This window comes from Streptomyces sp. NPDC002623 (assembly GCF_053592635.1).
On sequence record NZ_JBSFWB010000015.1, the window covers coordinates 225,908 to 244,014 of the forward strand.

Here is an 18,107-nt window from a genome sequence, read left to right on the forward strand (position 1 = left end):
GATGGGGTCATGACGGCGGCCTCGCGTGCCTTGACACGACTGGCGATCTGGCCGGACCTCGCAGAGGGCCGGCCCAGCTGCGGCACCGGTCGGGCGTTGCGCTCGGGCGGGGTCGAGATCGCGCACTTCCACTCCGACCGGAGTGTCGACCTGCATCTCACCGCCAAGGCGATCCGTCGGTTCGAGAAGGATCTGCGGCACTCCAGCGCCATCCGGCTGCTGCCCGGCTCGCCGTGGGTGACCGTCCATCTGGAGTGCGAGACGGACATCGACCTGCTCATGACGCTGGTCAGCGCCGCCCTCCAGGCCCATCAGCGGTACCCGGTCGCCGGCGACGCCCCCCTCCCGGTGTGCAACGACCACCGGGAAGCGGCGCTCGCCCGCGACGGCGCCGGCGGCGTCTGAACCCCTTTTTCTCTCAGGGTTGGTCACGTTCCGGAGGTTGAGTCTCCTCTGGTGAGAATGTAATTTACGTTTACAGAGAGGCTCCTGCTCGATTGCTCCGAACGCTCGAAAGGAACCGGCATGGAACGGGACGACCTGATCCTGATCAGCGTGGACGACCACATCATCGAGCCGCCGGACATCTTCGTGAACCACCTCCCGAAGCGGTACCGCGACGACGCCCCGCGCCTCGTGCACCGCGAGGACGGCAGCGACGTATGGCAGTTCCGCGACAGCACGGTGGGCAACGCCGCGCTCAACGCCGTGGCCGGGCGGCCCAAGGAGGAGTACGGCCTCGACCCCCAGGGCATGGACGAGATCCGGCCCGGCTGCTACGACGTCCACGAGCGCGTCAAGGACATGAACGCCGGCGGGATCCTCGCCCAGATGAACTTCCCGTCCTTCCCCGGCTTCTCGGCCAGGCTGTTCGCCACCGAGGACTCCGACTTCTCGCTCGCCCTCGTGCGCGCCTACAACGACTGGCACATCGACGAGTGGTGCGGTGCCTACCCCGGGCGCTTCATCCCGATGGCCCTGCCCGCCATCTGGGACGCCGAACTGTGCGCGGGCGAGATGCGGCGGGTCGCCGCCAAGGGCTGCCACTCGATGACGTTCCCGGAGAACCCGGCGGTGCTCGGCTACCCGAGCTTCCACGACCCGTACTGGAACCCGGTGTGGCAGGCGGCCTGTGACACCGGCACCGTGCTGTCCGTGCACATCGGTTCCTCGGGCCGCCTGGCCATCCCGGCCGTCGACTCGCCGCCCGACGTCATGATCACGCTGCAGCCGATCAATCTCGTCCAGGCCGCGGCCGACCTGCTGTGGTCCCGCACGCTCAAGGAGTTCCCGGATCTGAAGATCGCCCTGTCGGAGGGCGGCACCGGCTGGATCCCGTACTTCCTCGAGCGCGTGGACCGCACCTTCGAGATGCACGCGGCCTGGACCCTCCAGGACTTCGGCGGCAAGCTGCCCTCCGAGGTCTTCCGCGAGCACTTCCTGACCTGCTTCATCACCGACAAGCTGGGCGTCCGGCTCCGGCACGACATCGGGATCGACAACATCGCCTGGGAGGGCGACTACCCGCACAGCGACTCCCTGTGGCCGGACGCCCCGGAGCAGCTCCACGAGGTGCTGGTGGACTGCGCCGTCCCGGACTCGGACATCGCGAAGATGAGCCACGAGAACGCGATGCGCTGGTACTCCTTCGACCCCTTCAGCCATGTCCCCAGGGACCAGGCCACGGTGGGCGCACTGCGCAGGGCCGCCGCGGGGCACGACGTCGGCATCCGGCCGCGCAGCCGGCAGCTGATCGAGCCGGTGGACAAGCTGGAGGCCTTCCGGGCCCGGGCGCGTGCGGCGATCGCGGCGGCGGCCAAGTAGACCGCCGATCCCTCGTTGCGGGTTGTTGCGGGTTGTTGCGGGCACACCGCCCCTGGATAGCTGACGGTCCGTCAGATATCGTCGGTGGCACCGACGCAGAAGGGGTGAGCGCCATGGAGACCCGTTCGACCGGTTCGACCCGTCCTTCTCCGAGTCCGCAGCCGCCGGGGGCTCCCCGCTGGGTGGCGATGTTCTACGACCCGCCCTCGGCGTCCTGGCGGCAGGCCGCCGATTCCCCGGACCGCACACCGGTGCTGTACGCGATCGGCGAGATGACCCAGGTCAAACGGGCCCGGGGCGACGAGGCGATCGTCACCCTGTGGGGCCCGAAGGGCGGCGAGGCCGGGGAGGCTGGGAAAGACGGGGAGGCCGGGAAGGGAGGGGAGTGGGAGCGCTTCGACCCGGCCGTTTCGGAGGCCGTCTCAGGGCCGGAGACCGCACCCCCGCCGCCACCCGCCGCCGACTCCGCCCTCCAGAGCGCCTCCCCGAGCGCCGCCCAGGGCCACGCCAAGCTCGCGGAACGCATGGAGGACCGCCGCCAGCAGGTCCTCATGGCGGGCCTGGGCAAGGCAGGCCTCTACGACCTCACCCCGGACGACGAGGCGGCCGTCCAGGCCCTGGTCGACCATGTCGACGAGACCACTCTGCGCCGGGTCGCCCACTGGCTGGGGCAGACCGCCGGCTCCGGACCGGGTGGCGCCGGCTAGCGACTCCGGCGCCCGGGCGGCCCGCGCCTCCACGGCGCTTCGGCCCCAGGCAGACAAAGGCCCGATCGCTGGTGACGGGGGATGCACCAGCGACCGGGCTATGGCCAAAGCTAACAAGCCTTGCTGGTCCGACGGGAGTGGACGGCGCAGCTCCTCTCCCGTTGTGATCGGGATCACTGAAACATCCTGGGGTGCACGCACCCTCCGCTCACGTCGTGCTCACCGTCTGCATAGCCTGAAGCTTTCCAACAGGCGAACCTCGATCCATCCCCTCGCGCAGAGCGGCCCCTTCCTGCGAGGCTCGGACACGTGACGTACGTAGTGACCGTGGACACCAGCATCCCGGAGGGCACTCCGGAGATGGACCCGCTTCAGCGCGCAGGCGCGGTGGCGCTCATCGAGGACGGATTCGAGTCCGTCAGGGCCGTCGAAGGGCCCGACGGTGTGGAGGTCGAACTTCTCGACACCATCGTGGCCGTCTACTCCGGCGGAGCCCTGCTGAAGGTGATCGTGGACGCACCGGCCCTGGAGTTCGCCGAGGACTCGGTACAGGCGCTGGTCGACGAGTTGTTGGAGCGCACGGAGCTGCTGGCCGACTGGAAGATCGATCGGTGCGAGGTCGAACTGCACCAGGATCTGGCCAGGGAGAGCCTCGACGCGGCCGACGGCCCCGACGCACCGCCCGACGACCCCGCCGTCCGCAAGGCCCGGCACAGCGAGGTCCCGGTGACCGACGGCGTCGCCGAGCGCTACGCGGCCGGGGCGAAGGCCGAGGCCGCCCGCGTCCGGATGCTGAGCCTGGCGGACGAACTCCGCTCCTTCCCACCGGCCGTGTTCGGCGTGCTCGACGACGCCGTCCCGACCGAGTCCGCCCGACTCGCCGCCGGCGCCCTCGTCCACGCGACCGACTCCCTGGTGGACGAGCTGTTCGAGGACGTCCAGGTCCTGACCCAGGAGGACGCCACCGTCGCCGAGTGCGAAGGTCCCCTCTGGCACCTGGAACGCCTTCCCGACCGCTACGCCCTCCAGTACGACGCCCGTTTCGCCCGCCGCTTCCTGGTCACGGTGATCGCCATGACCACCCGCTTCACCGACGGCAGCTTCCAGCGGCTCAGCTGCGTAGCCGAGGGACTCGCCCTGAGGTTCCTGCTGGGCCAGGCGACCATGACCCTGGAGCTGTACGAGCTCCTCGACGACGACGTCTCGGCCGCCCTCGACGCGTTCGCCGGCAGTGTGTTCGAGGACCTGGACCACGACTGGCTCTACGACTGGCTCTACGACGACTCGCCGGACGGCATCGACGAGGACCACGCGGAAGCGGCTCTCGGAGTCCCTCCCTTGGGGGTTCCTCCGACCCCGCCGCTGGCGGTCTCCCCCCTGGCCGCCCCTCCACTGGCGATCGGCGACTGGTTCACCCCGTTCGACCGCGGCAGATACGTTCACCCGTCGGCAGCGGACGAGCCTGACGGCGCGGCGCACTGAGGCCGGCCGGTCCCCGGGCTGCCGCGCGGGCCGGCCCCCGGGCCGCGCCGCGCACGGAGACCCACCCGGGGGCCGGCCGCTGCCCCCGGGAGCGGGCCTCAGACCCGCCCGCGTGCCTCCGCGGCCCGTCGTGCCAACGAGTCGAAGGTCACCGCGGCGAGCAGCACCCCGCCCGTGATCATGAACTGCACCGGCGGCTCGACCCCCAGCAGCGCCATGCCCGAGGCGATCGACTGGATGATGAGCACCCCCAGCAGCGCGGACCAGGTCGAGCCCCGCCCGCCGAACAGGCTGGTGCCGCCGATGATGGCGGCGGCGATCGCGTTGATCAGCAGCATGCCGGAGCCCGGCACCGAGCTCGCGGACGTCAGCCGTGACGCCACGAACAGACCGCCGATCGCGGCCAGGCCCCCGGACGCGACGAACACCGCGATCCGCACCCGCGCCACATGGACGCCCGCCCGCCGCGCCGCCTCCACCCCGCCGCCCAGGGCGAGGACCTGCCGGCCGTAGGGCGTGCGGCGCAGGAAGAGGTCCGTCGCGACGATCGCCCCGATGAAGATCAGAAGCGCCAGCGGCAGCCCCTCGAACCGCCCCAGCACATAGACGACGGCGAACGCGACCACCGCGAGCAGCGCCGTGCGCGCCCAGATCTCGCTCACGGCCCGGTGCGGCATCCCGGCGGCGCCGCGTCGCCGTCGGTCGTGGAAGGAGACGAGGAGGTACGCGACCGTGCCCAGCGTCGCCACGCCGTACGTGACGACGGCGGCACTGAAGTAGTGGCTGGTCAGCGTGGCGACCAGACCGTCCTCGTCGAAGTTGATGGTGCTCTCCGTCCCCAGCAGGTAGAGCATCAGCCCGTTCCAGGCCAGCAGCCCCGCCAGCGTCACCACGAACGCGGGCACCCCGATCTTGGCGAAGAAGAACCCCTGGACGCCCCCGGCGGCCGCACCGCCGATCACCGCGATGACCACCGCGAGCCATTCCGGCATCCCGAGGTTCACGTTCAGCGCCGCGAACATGGCGCCGGACAGCCCGGCGAGCGAGCCCACCGACAGGTCGATCTCACCGATCAGCAGCACGAACACGATGCCGACGGCGATCATGCCCGTCCCGACGATGTCCACGCTCAGGACGGACAGGTTGCGCGGCGAGAGGAAGTTGTCGTTCAGTCCCTGGAAGACCGCCCAGGTCACGGCGAGAGCGAGCAGAACGGGCACCGGCCCGAGATCCCGTTCGTGCAGCCGCCGGCGCACGGCGCCGAAGTACTCCGCCGGCGGCCTCCCCTTCACGGCCACGTCTCCTCCGGGCGGGTCGATCGGTGGCCGACGGCGTTGTCCGCCGCGCCGGTGACGGAGGAGATGATCTGTTCCTGGGAGGTCGTGTTCACGTCGAAGAGCCCGTTGTTACGGCCGAGACGCAGAACGGCCACCCGGTCGGCGACGGCCTTGATGTCGCCCATGTTGTGGCTGATGAGCAGGATCCCCAGGCCCCGGTCGCGCAGTGTCTCGATGAGGTCGAGGAGCTGACTGGTCTGCTCGACGCCCAGCGAGGCGGTGGGCTCGTCCAGCAACAGCAGCCGGGGCGTGCCGAGCAGTGAGCGGGTGATGGCGACGACCTGCCGCTGACCGCCGGAGAGCGAGGCGACCGGCGCCCGCACATCGGGAATGCGGATGGACAGGGTGTGCAGCAGCTCGTTGGTGTGCCGCTCCATCTCGACCTCGTCGAGGATGCCGAACCGATGGATCTCCCGCCCGAGGAAGAGATTGCCGACGACGTCGAGGTTGTCGCACATCGCGAGGTCCTGATAGACGGTCGCGATGCCCAGCCCCTGGGCGTCCTGAGGCCGCTTGATCTGGATCGCGCTGCCCTGCCACTCGATGACCCCCCGGTCGGCGGGACCGACCCCCGAGATCACCTTGACCAGCGTGGACTTACCGGCGGCGTTGTCGCCCACCAGGGCGACCACCTCCCCGGCCCTGATCTCCAGCTCGACGTCCACCAACGCCTGGACGGCGGCGAACCGCTTCGAGACGCCACGCAACGCGAGCAGGGGCTGAGGCACGGAGGCCACCTCCTCACCGGATCAGTCCTGCGTCCTCACACGCAGACCGCAGCTTAGGAGTACAAATCTCATCAATGGTGTACATACCATCCTTGACGAGCGTGTCCTTGATGTTCCCTACGGTCACGGAGACGGACGGAAGGAGCACGGCAGGGATGTCCTCGGTGGTGCCGTTGTCGACGGTCCCGGTGGCGATGGACGCGACCGACTCCCCGCGCCCGAGGGCGACGGCCATCTCGACGGCGGCGTCGGCCGCGGGCTTGTAGGGCTTGTAGACGGTCATGTACTGATCGCCCCTGACGATCCGCTGCACGGCCACGAGGTCGGCGTCCTGCCCGGTGACCGGCGGCAGCGGCCTGACTTCGGTGGCGTTGAGAGCGGAGACGACCGCGCCGGCGAGGCTGTCATTGGCGGCGAGGACACCGTCGATGTTCCCGGCCCCCAGGGCGGCGATGGCCCCCTTCATGTTCACGAAGGCGTTCTCGGGCCGCCACCCGGCGGTGTCGTAGGACTTGCCGATCTTCACCTTGCCCTCGAGGACCGACAGCGCCCCGCGCTTGAACCAGCCGGCATTGGGATCGGTGGTGGCCCCGTTCATCATGACGATCTGCCGCCCCTGAGACGCCGGACCCATGGCCTTGAGCAGGGCTTCCCCCTGAAGCCGCCCGACCGTCGCACCGTCGAAAGTCACATACCCGGAGATGGCCCCCTGGGCGAGCCGGTCATAGGCGACAACGGGAATCCCGGCCCGATGAGCGGCCTCGACCGACGGATGCAGCAACTGGGGATCGACGGCAGCGATGATCAGAACGTCCACATCCCTGACGATCATGGCTTCGAGCTGCTGCCGCTGAACCGCGGGATCAGGCGTGGCGGCGACGACAACAGGACACCCGGAACACAGCTCCTTCAGCTTCGCCTGGATGAGCGGCCGATCGAACTGCCCGAACCGAGAGGCCCCACCCCCTGGAAGCAGCACCCCGACCTCAAGACGCCCCTCCCCGCCCCCGTCACCCCCACACCCGCCCCCAGCCAGAACCAGCCCGCCGGCAACCACGATCGCCACGGCCCCACGGGCAAGGAACCCACGCTTCACCACCGGAAACCTGGCACCAAGACCCATCATCGATTCCTCAGAATCTATCCCGTATTACCCCATAGTAGGCGCTCCCCTACGCACTCGCCCAGTTGCAGACACGAAGGGTCCGCAGACGTTCGCGGTCATCCGCCGTTGTTCGTGCAACCCAGAGAGTTCTCGGCTCGTCCTTCACTGGGTGCTGCCGTTGCCGTGACCCCCCCCACCTGCCTTCGCGCGGTCAGGAGAGCTTGATCACCGAGCAGGACGGGCCGTGAGAGGACCGTCCCCCACAGCGGTCGTTTCCCACGGCATTCGTGGCGATGATCAGAATTCCCCAGGCATTCCGTGGAATCGGGAGCGGCATGCTGATCTGGTGGTCGATCTCGCCCTTGTCGTCAGGTCTGAGGCTGACCTCGTAGAGGTTCCCCGTTCCGGGTAGATCCTTCTGTTCTGCGTCTACGGCGGTGACGTACACGTTGACGCTCGCCCACCGCTCGACGCCGTCCGCGTGGACGCCGAAGCCCAGCCGCTGATCGGACGCCTGCCCCTGGAGCTTGACGTCGGTAAGGGTCGGGCGCCCGCTCCCACCCGCCGCCTGGGCCGCGCCGACGACCGCCACGCTCAAGGCCACCATGTAGAAGATGACGCCGAGCCCCAGGACAACGGTCTCCCATACGTTGCCCTGCCGCGTCGGATGGATGAGCAGGGCGACGATGCTGCACACGATGGCGAGGATGGCGCTGAGCGCGGCCACGTAGATCGGCCACGACTCGTTGTTGAGCGCGACGAACGCGACATCGCTCGTCAACCCCAGTGCGGTCATGACGCCGGCCACCGTGACCAGGGCTCCAGCAAGGATCTTGGCGACATCGTCGAGGCGCTTTCCGATCTCGGCCTGGACGTCGTCGAACGGGAGAACTTCCTGGTCACCGCGCGGCAGGTTCATCCGCTCATGGTGGTGAACGCGGAGAGCCTTCCGGCGTATCGGCGCAGACGGTTAGTCCCAATAGCCGACTTGACTCCCGGTCAGCTCACCACCGAGGCACTGCACTTCGATGCACGCGTACATCGTCCTTGCGCTGCCAACCGGGCCCGGACCGAGGAACTCCGGGCCCTTGCCTGGGACCACGTCAGGCCCGTCGTCCAGACTGGCGCGGTCGCCATGGACGGCATCTCCGGCACCGATCCGCGGCTTGCCGAACCTGACGTAGGCGCGCAGCCAAGCACTCGCGAATCGATAGTCACGCAGTTGGACACGCAGCAACGCCAGAGGGCCCTTACCTACCCGGTAAGGGCCCTCTGATCTGCTACTCAGCTGTCGGGGTGGCGGGATTTGAACCCACGACCTCTTCGTCCCGAACTCTCGGCCGGGTGGTCATTGAGGTCTGGTGGGCTGGTCAGTCGGCCATTGATGGCTGTTGGCGGTCGCCTGCGGTCACGGTAGTTGCTGTACTCCGCTGCTGTACCGCAGCACTCATTACAGCGGCTTCGCTTGGTCGTACTCGGCTGCCCTGAACGTGGGCCAGTACGTGATCTGAGGTTGGTTCGCTTGATCATCGCCAACAGCGCCTCGGCGGCGAGACACGGCTAGAAGCACCGTACGGCGGGCGACCTTCCCGCCGGGGAGTTACTCCCCTGCGCCCCAAGGGCCGGCGCGGGCCGGATACCGTTCCCCACATGAAGATCATGATCTGGTCCTTCCTTGCCCTGCTCCTCATCGTCTGCGCCATCGGCGGCTTGCTCAGCGCCGCAAATGGACACGACGCCCCAACCATCATCCGTGGCCTGGTCGCCAGTGCTTGGTTCTCGTGGGGGGCCTGGGGCAGTTGGAAGAGGGCATCTCGCCCCCAGACCCAGGGAATTGCCCGTATCGAAGAACCGCACCAGAGACCTTGGCGGCGACGATAACCCTGCTATCCGACAATGCCCTGACATCTTCCGACAGTCACGTGACGCACGTTGGCTGAACGAGGACCACTGGAGTGCGAAAGCGATTTCTTCTTGCCCTGGGTCTTGCCGGGGGTCTTGGTGAGCTGGGTTTTTGCTGGTCAGGGGCGGTGTGCTCGTGCGCCGAGTGGTCGCCGTTGGTCGTCATTGGCCACTGGTGAGCGGCCTTGGACGGCCCAGGGACGGCCCAGCTTCGCCCCACTCGACTGACCGCTGCCCTCTCGACACGCCTCGCCTGAAGCTCAGCTGATGGCAGTCAGCCACGAAGGCGGGGGCGCCTGCCGGCCTCGCGTGTGTTCCTCGCTGTGCTCCCACTCGCCTCCGCCACGCTGCCGGTACCGCTGACCAGGCGAGCAGCCAGGCGACATGTTCCTGTACGCACGCCGCGCTGTAGTAGTCGTCTGGGAGAGCGTCTTCTTGACATCGAAATTCGCTGTTCAAAGTCACTCTCCGCTTTCCAGAGCGCCCGTCGGACAGCCCGCTTCATGAAAGCGCGAGGCTATGTCCTCACCCGGAGCGGCCGAGACCGGCCCGGAAGAACGGCAGTAGTGGGGGTGGCATCATGGCGGGGGATTCGAGCAGCTCCCACTGGCAGCCAGGCACCTTCTCATCGAGACAGCGGAACCCCTGCCGCATCATCAACAGACCCACGGACGTCGACGCTTGGTCCGCCGGGGACCAGTGACGCTTACTCACGTCGGCCATCAGCAGCATTCCCATCCCAAGGGTTCTGCCCATCATCCATTCGTAGGCCGCGTCATCCAGCAGGTTGGCCTCAATCTCCGCCTCAACTCGTACGCACAGGTCGATAACCCATTCCCGGGTCGCTCCGCTCGCCTCCCAAGCGTCCCGTAGATCATCCAGGGGCGCTGTCTCCGCCAGACACAGCAGAGTGTCGAGGACAGGGCGGTCGGGGAGGGTGCTCATACCGCCATCGGCGGGAAACACCTCATCGGCAAAATCCGGGACGTCCACGACCGTGTATTCAGCCAAGGACGCCCATGGGTTGTACCACCCCGTGGGTTGCATGGCCCGCAGCACATCACCGATTCCCTGCGGCGTGATGGCGGCACCCCCGCGCAGCACCGTGGTCACTACCGCAGCCGTCACATCGCTGTCGGACAGATTCGGAGGTTCTGGGTTCAGGTCCAGCTCAGCCAGCTCCGGCGGAGGCCAATCCACACCCCGGTTACGCATGCACCGAATGATTCCCTCATCGATTCGGCGGGCCCGAGCGGGAACAAGCCGGACCCGCTGACCGGAGGCGACCACCTCGTCGGCAACACGCTCCGCCCACTCCTCCTCGTCCTCTCGGGCTATCGGACCCTCGTCACCGAGACCGGTACCAAGACCCCGGACGGCTTGCCCGAGGGCCTCCCGCACCGCATGCTCCGGCACCGGATGTCCCTCGCCGAACAAGGCCAGCGCCAGATGAAACGGCCGAGCACCACGCCGGGCCAATCGGGCGAGCGCCACGACCAAGCCGAATGCTTCGTCGACCGGAACCGATGCACTCCCCCGCCCCCGGCCCAATGCCCGCACCCTGTGCCTTGGCAATAAACCCGCCCGCCGCCAGGACGCGAGCTGCTTCATCGACACCCCGTAGCCGTGCTGGCGCGTGTGGTCGATGAGCTGCTGATCAGCGGATACCGGACCAGTCGTAGAAGACATGGCGCGAATCTACCCACTCCCGCTACAAGGGGACGTGGCTTCGGAAGATATAGAGACCCCCCACCTTCACCGAGGCCAGGTGCACCGCACGTGGTGCTCTTGAGGAACCGCCGGAGTAAACGGCCCGGCAACGAACCAGGAGAACCCATGCTGATGACCTTCACCGACCTCCTCCCGACGACCGGCCCCCTGTCCTGGGCACTGATCACGGCCCTGTACCTCTGGATCACCGTGTACGTCGTCATCGTGGGCGTCGCCCTGTTCCACCCCGGCCGATCCCGCCGGAAGGCAGCCCGCAAGATCCTGGACTGCCACCTCCTCGTCCCCAGGACGCTGTGACCTTCCCGCAGAAGTGACTAACCGCGATCTTTCGCGAGGGTCCGCCGATGAAGTCGGTGGGCCCTTCTGCTTTCCGGAGCTGATGGTGGGCAGGCCGGCGTCTACAACCTGCGACGGCGGAACCGCGGTGGACGAGATATTGCGCGGTGACTTCTTCGTCCCGAAGCAACTCGGGCGGGGGCGCTGGCTTGGGCTGGTGCAGCTCTACCTGGACTGACGGTCCACCGACGTACGCGCGTGTCCGCTGTTGTCCGTGGGCGTTGTCACGCAGTTAGACACTCACCGATCAGGACGCTCGATCTTTACACCTGGTAGGAACGGCCGAAGTACACCGATGCATCCCGGTACAGCGGCCCTGATGTCAAGCCTCGGCAGGGCAGAAGAAGGGATCGCGTTCTACACGTTTTGTGGCGCTGCGCCGGCCGGCCGGATGGCTTCTGGAGGTGCGGCCGTTGGTGCGGCGCCATGCCGACTCCGGGAGCGAAAAATCTACCCATGTGTCCGATCCATTGCCACTACCCTCTCGTTCATGACGACTGCTCCACGTCGGCGCTTCTCCATCCGCGCTGGGCTCGCCGATGAATTTAGCGACGGTGCTCCCTATGAGGGCGTGCCGGCGCACCTTCGACAGCCGCTCACGAGTTGGCTGAACGCCCAGCTTGGCCGTGGCGAGTACCGAGAGCAGGTGGACCACGCCCTTGCAATGGTGCTCTGCCTGCGACTTCGCATAGATCCTGCCCCATACAGCAGTCCTGTCGACCGACTGCTTGGAACGGACGATGTCGAACTGCTGGACGTCATTGATGCGTTGCTTGCCTACAAGACAAGCCGGACACAGAGCGACGCCCAAAGCAGGAGCGATCGAAACGCGGCGCATGTCCTTGGCGCGGTCCTCTCTGAGGGCGGCTCTGCCTATCAGGTAGCCGATGACTTGACTGGTTTGGAGATACGCGTTGCCTCCGCGGTACGGGGCGCGGTCCAACAGACAGTTGCTGATGCTGCTAGTTCCCCTCCTGCCGGCTCTGCTGCCGACCATTTGGCCGCAGCGTGGGCGGCGGCCTACGGGCGGTATTCCGATCCGGTACGGGCTTACAGCGAGGCCATCAAGGCCGCTGAGTCCGCTGCACACGCCGTCATAGAGCCGAACAACGGAAGGGCGACTTTGGGCTCGATGATCCGAGTGATCCGCAATTCGCCCTCCAAGTTCACTACCGCTCTCTTCACCCCTCCTGGCAAGGATGCTGTCGCGCCTGTGGAGGCGATGATGTGCGCTCTGTGGGAGGGACAGACCTCTAGACACGGTGCGCAGACTGGGACAGTTCCCGAGACGCCGGAAGCGGCTCGGTGCGCCGTGCACCTCGCTGCGACGCTTGTGCAGTGGTTCACCTCTGGCACTGTGCAGCGGACCTCGTAGGCACTGAGGCTGAATGATCTCAAGCCCGTTGCTCCTCAGCCCTCGACAGCCAGCCACGATGGCGGGTGTGTCAACCGATGAGGTGCGCGTGTGTCTCGCTGAGCCCCCACCGGCCCTCGCCACGTTGCTGGTGTGTTGACTTTCCGGGCAGGCTGTAGCGGTCTCTCCGTTGCGTCAGCCGCGAAGATCGCCCATGTTCGGGATTTTTGGGTAGAACTGCCAAGGCCGAGAGTAGGCTCCAGTTCAGCTGAGCGCTTCTGGGAGGATGGTGTATAGCCGCAACAGACAACTTTGATCATGGGAGGGCTCGTGGCGCGTGCCGACTTGCTGCTGGCGCTGGTGAAGTCAGGGGCAGGGGGAGACGATCTTGCTTTCCGACGTGCCGCTGAAGCGCTCATCGCAGAGGAAGAAAGCAAGAAACACGGCGTACTTGCATCCCAACTTGCAGATGCCTTGACGAAGCGGCGACCGGCTCCCGGAAATCATGTTTCTGCGCTTACTCGCAATGGCGAAGCAGCTGGTCTTTTCCACGAGATGGAGCCCGAGAGGCGTATTACTGAACTAGTTCTGACGGGCGATGTCAGGCTTGCGATCAATGAACTCATTGAAGAGCACCACAGGCGTGACCTGTTGAGGAGTCATGGAGTCGAGCCGAGGCACAGGCTTCTTTTCGTCGGACCGCCGGGGGGTGGCAAAACTACTCTGGCTGAGGCCATTGCTACGGAGCTTGCCGTTCCTCTATTGAGTGTTCGATATGAAGGCCTGATCGGAAGCTACCTCGGTGAGACTGCAACGCGCATGGAGACACTTTTTGCGGCTGTCAGGATTCGTCCATGCGTACTATTCTTTGACGAGTTTGACGCCGTAGCGAAAGAGCGTGGAGATACTCACGAAACGGGCGAAATTAAGCGAGTCGTAAGCTCGCTGCTTCTGCAAGTGGATAAGTTGCCGAGTCACGTAGTCGTCGTGGCCGCGACGAATCATGCCGAATTGCTAGATCGGGCAGTATGGCGGCGAATGCAGCTGCGACTCGAACTTCCACATCCGACGCGCGCAGGCCGCATTGAATGGCTGAGCGCGTGGTCAGCGCGAACCGGTGTTGAATTCGGCTTGTCTTTGAGGACAATTGCAGAGCGTCTCAGTGAAGTAAGTTATGCAGAGCTTGAAGAATTTGCACTAGACGTGCAGCGACGGTCGATTCTCTCCGGTCCGGAGCCAGACGTTAAAGAAGTAGTACAACGGGTCTTGCATCATTGGTCTGTTCGTGTGGGGGAAGCTGAATGACAAGTGCGGACGGCGAAGTCTCACGCTCTCGTCCGGTAATTCTAGGGGAACCGGGTCCCTCTGTAAGATTCAAGATGGGCGGTGGAAGCAGCGTTCGGGTAAACATTGCTGGCGGCGGCCGTCGCATTGATCGTTTGAATGATCAACTGGATTCAGCGGCCGAGGAGTTGGCGGCCCAGATTCAGCTCGTCGCCTCCATTCAAGACGCCGATCCTCATCTCGTGCTGGTTTTCGAAGCAATTGAAGAGCAGCTCGATCTGCAAAAAGTCGCTCGACGTCTCGGTATGGAGATTCTTCTTGAGACGGAAGACGAGGTAGACCCTGATGCAGAGTTTACACTTGCGTCGAAGAACCCGCGAAATCTGCTCCTTAGTTCGTGCCTTCATGCGGCATGCCTAAATCAAAATGCGTTTGATGGACTACTGAGTAAATGGCGTACCTGGAAGCGCACGGGAGCGCTTCCCCGCGGGTATGCTCCTCTACGTGATCTATTTGTGCACCTAAAAGATGTTCGTCCTTGGGGGCCACAGGACCGGCTCAAGATGGTGGACTGGGATGAGCACTTTGGCGGGCAGCTTCCGGATCTCCTCTTTGAGGTGGAAGTAGAGCTTTGGTACAGGAAAACAGAAGCTGCACGTACTAAATCACAGAGAGAAGTTGAGGCTCTCATCTCTCAAGCCGGCGGGGAGATTAAGACGTCGGTCGCCATTGATAGCATCGGCTACCATGGAGTTAAGTGCGCAGTTCCCTCGGCGACTCTGGCGGAACTAGCCAACGGGCGTTTTGATAACGTTCGGCTGGTCAAATCTGCCAACGTCATGTATCTACGCGTCACAGGTCAGGCCCTGCCTGTATATGGCGAGCCTATTGATTCGAGCGTTGACGCTTTTCCGATTGCGCCCGCGAATCTCTCGCCCATCGTTTGTGTTCTCGACGGGGTTCCTGAAGCCAATCACCCACTTCTCAAGGACCGGGTGTTGGTACACGACCCAGACGACCTGGCAAGTGAATCGACGGTAGACGAACGCAAGCATGGTACGTGGATGTCCTCAGCTGTCGTTTGGGGAGACCTCAGTAAAGGTCTTAATCCACTGCTGCGCCCAATCCTTGTTAGGCCTATCCTGGCCCCGTCCGCTGAGACAATTGACCGAAGTGAAGAATTGCCGCTTGGTCAGCTCGCTCCAGATTTGATGCTGCGTGCATTCCGTGAACTTTTTGAAGAGCATGATGGTGCGGGCCCGGCTGGTGCGGATGTTGCTATCGTGAACCTTTCGGTCGGCGACCCTGCGACGCTTTTTGATACCTTGCTGTCTTCGTGGGCTCGCATGCTGGATTGGCTCAGTTATCACTACGGCGTCTTGATTGTCGTGTCGGCGGGGAATCACGGTCGACTTCCGCTGCACTCGCTGAATACCGATGAGCTTCTTCAGTTGGAAGGGGATGCTCGGCGACAAGCAGTACTTGAATCGCAGAGGCGTGATCAATTTAATAGGCGTCTGATGTCGCCATCTGAGTCAATCAATTCGATTACCGTAGGTGCCATTCATGACGACGGTTCCGAGGTGGCCCCTAGTGGATATGTTGCAGATCCGGCAGATGGCCTTTTGACTATCAGCCCCTTTACTGCAATTGGTACTGGGTATAGGCGAAGCCTCAAGCCGGAACTTTCGGCAAATGGAGGTAAGGTTTTCTTCCGAGTTCCGCTGCCTCCTAGCGATGCACTCATGTTTTCCGGCACCTCTGGGCGTGGACCAGGAATCCGTGTAGCGGCGCCTGGGGCTGGGCGAGAGTTGTTCATCGCGGGGACGAGTCCTGCATGCGCCTTGGTAACTCGTCAAGCAGCAGAACTCTACGAACTTGTCGAGCAAATTACGGCTGACAAGTCTTTGACGCGAGGCCAGCGTGCTTCTGCGGTTAAAGCACTACTGGTTCACGGCACCGGTCCACTGGATGTTCCGCAGGGTGAATTTCCTCTAGAGCGGGCGACTGGTAACGGTGTCCACGTTCGTGACCTGGCTGGTGGGTGTGCCCCAAATGAGGCTGTCTTGCTCTTTTGCGGCTCGATCGGAGCATCTGAGGTGCAGGATCTGCGATTTCCGCTACCTGACGGATTGGGCGTTCGCGAAGTGAAGAAGGTCGACGCTACGCTCGCTTGGCTATCGCCCGTGAATTGGCGGCATCGGCAGTATCGGAGAGCTGCTCTCTCGCTTGTCAAGCCTATTGGTGATATTCCTGATCTCGGAACTCCTGCGGGACTGCCCACCCAAACGGCAACTCGCGGTGCCGGTACTGTGCAGCATTTGAGCTGGGAAACGCAAAAGGCTTTTGCCTACGGTCGCGGTTCCGAAATGAGCGTTCGGGTGAAATGCCTGGAACAGGCGGGTGGGCTACAAGGCGAAAGGGTTCCGTACGCCGCTGTAATTTCACTGTGGGTGGCACCTGCGATCGGCGTCGATATCTATCAGCAGGTTCGAGATCAAGTGCGCGGTAGGGTCGATGTTCGGCCGTGATTTCTAGGGGGCAGCCCCTTGTAGTGCGGCCCGGCCCCCGGCCGGGCTGGAGTGGGGCGCAGACAGGAGCGCAGGCCCGGCCGGGGGCCGGGCCGCGCGCGGGGAGCGGAGCGAGCCGCCTTGAACCAGTAGAGAAACTTTGAATCACGGCCCGACTGCTCGCTGGTGATCATCCACCCATCCGGGCCTGGTTCCGTCTGTCCCGTGGTGTAAAACCCTGGGTATGGGGAGTGAGCGACGAGAGCTGATGAAGGCGCTTGGGGTGCGTCTTCGAACGCTTCGTACAGGGGCTGGCCTGACAGGTGCCGTCCTGGCGCAACGTGCCAGCGTGGGGCAACCGACCGTGTCCAAGGTGGAGAACGGGCGCATGGTTCCCAGCCTCGACGTCCTGGGCCGGTTGTCCCTGGCTCTCGATCTCGACGAGTCGACCTCTCGTGAAGTGCGTGACCTCTTGGCCGCCGTGGAAGCTGCTCCGGACAGGGTTGAGTCGCCTGACGAGGAGTCTCCCGCCGGGGCGGTCCTTGACGATGCGGTGCGGTCTGCTCGGCTTGTCCGCTCGTTTCAGTGCGTTGTTCTGCCGGCCATGCTCCAGAGCGCGGAGTACGCCCGAAACGTCTTCGACAGTGCGCCAAACTCCACCCCTGAGGCCGTCGGCCGTGCCGTGGCTGCCCGTGTGGAGCGGCAGAGCCTCCTGTACGAGCCGGGGCGGGAGTCGGTGTTCGTGCTGACCGAAGCCGTGTTGCGGACCTGGCCCGGGAACCCCTCGCTGATGCTGGCCCAGTTCGACCGGCTCTTGGCCGTCGAGAGTCTGAGCACGGTGCGCCTCGGGGTCATCCCCTGGCGTCGGGCGGTGCCGGTCATGCCTCGTCACGGGTTCACCCTGTGCGACCGGCGGGCGGTGGTCGTCGAGATCTTCCGAGGTGAGCGAGTCCTGGACGACTCCGCCGAGGTCGCCGCGTACGAGGAGATCTTCGCCCGGTTCGAAGAGGCTGCGATCTTCGGGATCGAGGCGCGGGAGCTCCTGCTTCGGGTGATGCAGGAGTTCCGGGAGTTGGAGGACTTCACCACCCGCTAGAGGAATAATTCCTCTAGATGCCTGGCCCATCGGTCACGCGCAGGAATACTCTGCTCGCAATGCCGTCTAGCCCCCTAGACGAAGAGGAGAGTTCCCATGCCCAAAAAGTGGTGCCGCATCTTTCCCGGCCTGGCCTGGCAGGTCGCGGAGGCCCGACACTTCGTCGCCGCCCTACTTGAGGGTTCAGGCCTGGTGGACGACGCCGTCCTGGTCGTCGGTGAGATGGCGGCCAATGCGGTCCGGCACACGCGAAGCGGCTGGTACCGCGGATGGTTCCTCGTGGTCGTCTGCTTCGACGACGACCTGGTCCGCATCGAGGTGACCGACCAGGGCGGCGACGAGGAGCCCCTGCTCCGCAGCGTCAACAGCCAGGTGGAAGAGGGCGGCCGCGGGCTCATGCTGATCGCGGCCTGCGCCAAGGACTGGGGCGTCAAAGACCGGCCCGCCGGCGGGCGCTGCGTCTGGGCCGAGCTGCCGCGGAACGGAGCGGCGTGACCTCCCGTCCGGCGGTGATCCGTGGCTGTGGCTGCCTCGTGGGCAGTGGAGGGTGAGTCCTCGGGGGGTGCCTCGGCGGCGGGCCGGCTTCTATGTGATCGGAGTTCATTCGGGCAGGCGACTCCCGCCCATTCCGTCTAGGGCCCTAGACTCCTGGGTACTTCTAGGAGGTGTGGTCATGTCGGACGAGTTGCAGCGGATCATGGCGATCGATGA

15 protein-coding genes are annotated in these 18,107 nt (G+C 65.1%); 9 read left to right on the forward strand and 6 right to left on the reverse strand.

Annotated elements, in window-relative coordinates; all coding sequences use genetic code 11:
* Positions 1-9: 9 nt before the first annotated feature.
* From ACWD4O_RS26980 to ACWD4O_RS26995, 4 genes are all read left to right on the forward strand, one after another.
* The gene (locus tag ACWD4O_RS26980; protein WP_450951610.1) at positions 10-405 is read left to right on the forward strand and encodes a luciferase domain-containing protein; all 396 of its coding nucleotides are present in this window, start codon (positions 10-12) and stop codon (positions 403-405) included.
* Between the two features lie 120 nt (positions 406-525).
* A complete protein-coding gene (locus ACWD4O_RS26985; protein WP_451283581.1) occupies positions 526-1,824 on the forward strand; it encodes an amidohydrolase family protein in 1,299 nt (432 codons plus the stop codon).
* A gap of 113 nt (positions 1,825-1,937) precedes the next feature.
* Positions 1,938-2,531, forward strand: a complete 594-nt coding sequence (locus ACWD4O_RS26990; protein WP_451283582.1) for a hypothetical protein — start codon at positions 1,938-1,940, stop codon at positions 2,529-2,531.
* Between the two features lie 309 nt (positions 2,532-2,840).
* A complete protein-coding gene (locus tag ACWD4O_RS26995; protein WP_451283584.1) occupies positions 2,841-4,013 on the forward strand; it encodes a hypothetical protein in 1,173 nt (390 codons plus the stop codon).
* A gap of 98 nt (positions 4,014-4,111) precedes the next feature.
* Here the strand turns inward: ACWD4O_RS26995 and ACWD4O_RS27000 are convergent, their stop codons facing one another.
* From ACWD4O_RS27000 to ACWD4O_RS27020, 5 genes are all read right to left on the reverse strand, one after another.
* The gene (locus ACWD4O_RS27000) at positions 4,112-5,311 is read right to left on the reverse strand and encodes a sugar ABC transporter permease (RefSeq protein ID WP_451283586.1); all 1,200 of its coding nucleotides are present in this window, start codon (positions 5,309-5,311) and stop codon (positions 4,112-4,114) included.
* Positions 5,302-6,078 carry an ATP-binding cassette domain-containing protein gene (locus ACWD4O_RS27005; RefSeq protein WP_351910354.1) on the reverse strand — a complete coding sequence of 259 codons (777 nt, stop codon included), beginning with the start codon at positions 6,076-6,078 and terminating at the stop codon, positions 5,302-5,304. Before ACWD4O_RS27005 ends, ACWD4O_RS27000 begins: the two co-directional genes overlap by 10 nt.
* A 13-nt stretch (positions 6,079-6,091) precedes the next feature.
* Complete coding sequence (locus ACWD4O_RS27010) at positions 6,092-7,201, reverse strand: sugar ABC transporter substrate-binding protein (RefSeq protein ID WP_451283620.1); 1,110 nt, start codon at positions 7,199-7,201, stop codon at positions 6,092-6,094.
* A gap of 193 nt (positions 7,202-7,394) precedes the next feature.
* A complete protein-coding gene (locus ACWD4O_RS27015; RefSeq protein WP_451283588.1) occupies positions 7,395-8,102 on the reverse strand; it encodes a hypothetical protein in 708 nt (235 codons plus the stop codon).
* 1,508 nt (positions 8,103-9,610) lie between these two features.
* Positions 9,611-10,774 (reverse strand): hypothetical protein, encoded by a 1,164-nt coding sequence (locus ACWD4O_RS27020; protein WP_451283589.1) that lies wholly within the window; start codon positions 10,772-10,774, stop codon positions 9,611-9,613.
* 147 nt (positions 10,775-10,921) lie between these two features.
* Here ACWD4O_RS27020 and ACWD4O_RS27025 point away from each other — a divergent pair, with 147 nt between their 5' ends.
* Positions 10,922-11,113, forward strand: a complete 192-nt coding sequence (locus ACWD4O_RS27025) for a hypothetical protein (RefSeq protein ID WP_451283591.1) — start codon at positions 10,922-10,924, stop codon at positions 11,111-11,113.
* A 361-nt stretch (positions 11,114-11,474) separates the two neighbouring features.
* On the opposite strand, the gene ACWD4O_RS27030 is transcribed toward ACWD4O_RS27025, so the two are convergent.
* On the reverse strand, positions 11,475-12,095 hold the full coding sequence (locus ACWD4O_RS27030) for a hypothetical protein (protein WP_451283593.1): 621 nt from the start codon (positions 12,093-12,095) through the stop codon (positions 11,475-11,477).
* Between the two features lie 741 nt (positions 12,096-12,836).
* Here ACWD4O_RS27030 and ACWD4O_RS27035 point away from each other — a divergent pair.
* The 4 genes from ACWD4O_RS27035 (at position 12,837) to ACWD4O_RS27050 (ending at position 17,891) form a co-directional block, all read left to right on the forward strand.
* Positions 12,837-13,811 (forward strand): AAA family ATPase, encoded by a 975-nt coding sequence (locus ACWD4O_RS27035; RefSeq protein WP_451283595.1) that lies wholly within the window; start codon positions 12,837-12,839, stop codon positions 13,809-13,811.
* Positions 13,812-13,885: 74 nt separating this feature from the next.
* Positions 13,886-16,321: a S8 family peptidase gene (locus tag ACWD4O_RS27040; protein ID WP_451283597.1), complete on the forward strand. Its 2,436-nt coding sequence runs from the start codon at positions 13,886-13,888 to the stop codon at positions 16,319-16,321.
* Between the two features lie 223 nt (positions 16,322-16,544).
* Positions 16,545-17,396 (forward strand): helix-turn-helix domain-containing protein, encoded by an 852-nt coding sequence (locus ACWD4O_RS27045; RefSeq protein ID WP_451283599.1) that lies wholly within the window; start codon positions 16,545-16,547, stop codon positions 17,394-17,396.
* A 96-nt stretch (positions 17,397-17,492) separates the two neighbouring features.
* Complete coding sequence (locus ACWD4O_RS27050; protein ID WP_451283601.1) at positions 17,493-17,891, forward strand: ATP-binding protein; 399 nt, start codon at positions 17,493-17,495, stop codon at positions 17,889-17,891.
* Positions 17,892-18,107: the final 216 nt, after the last annotated feature.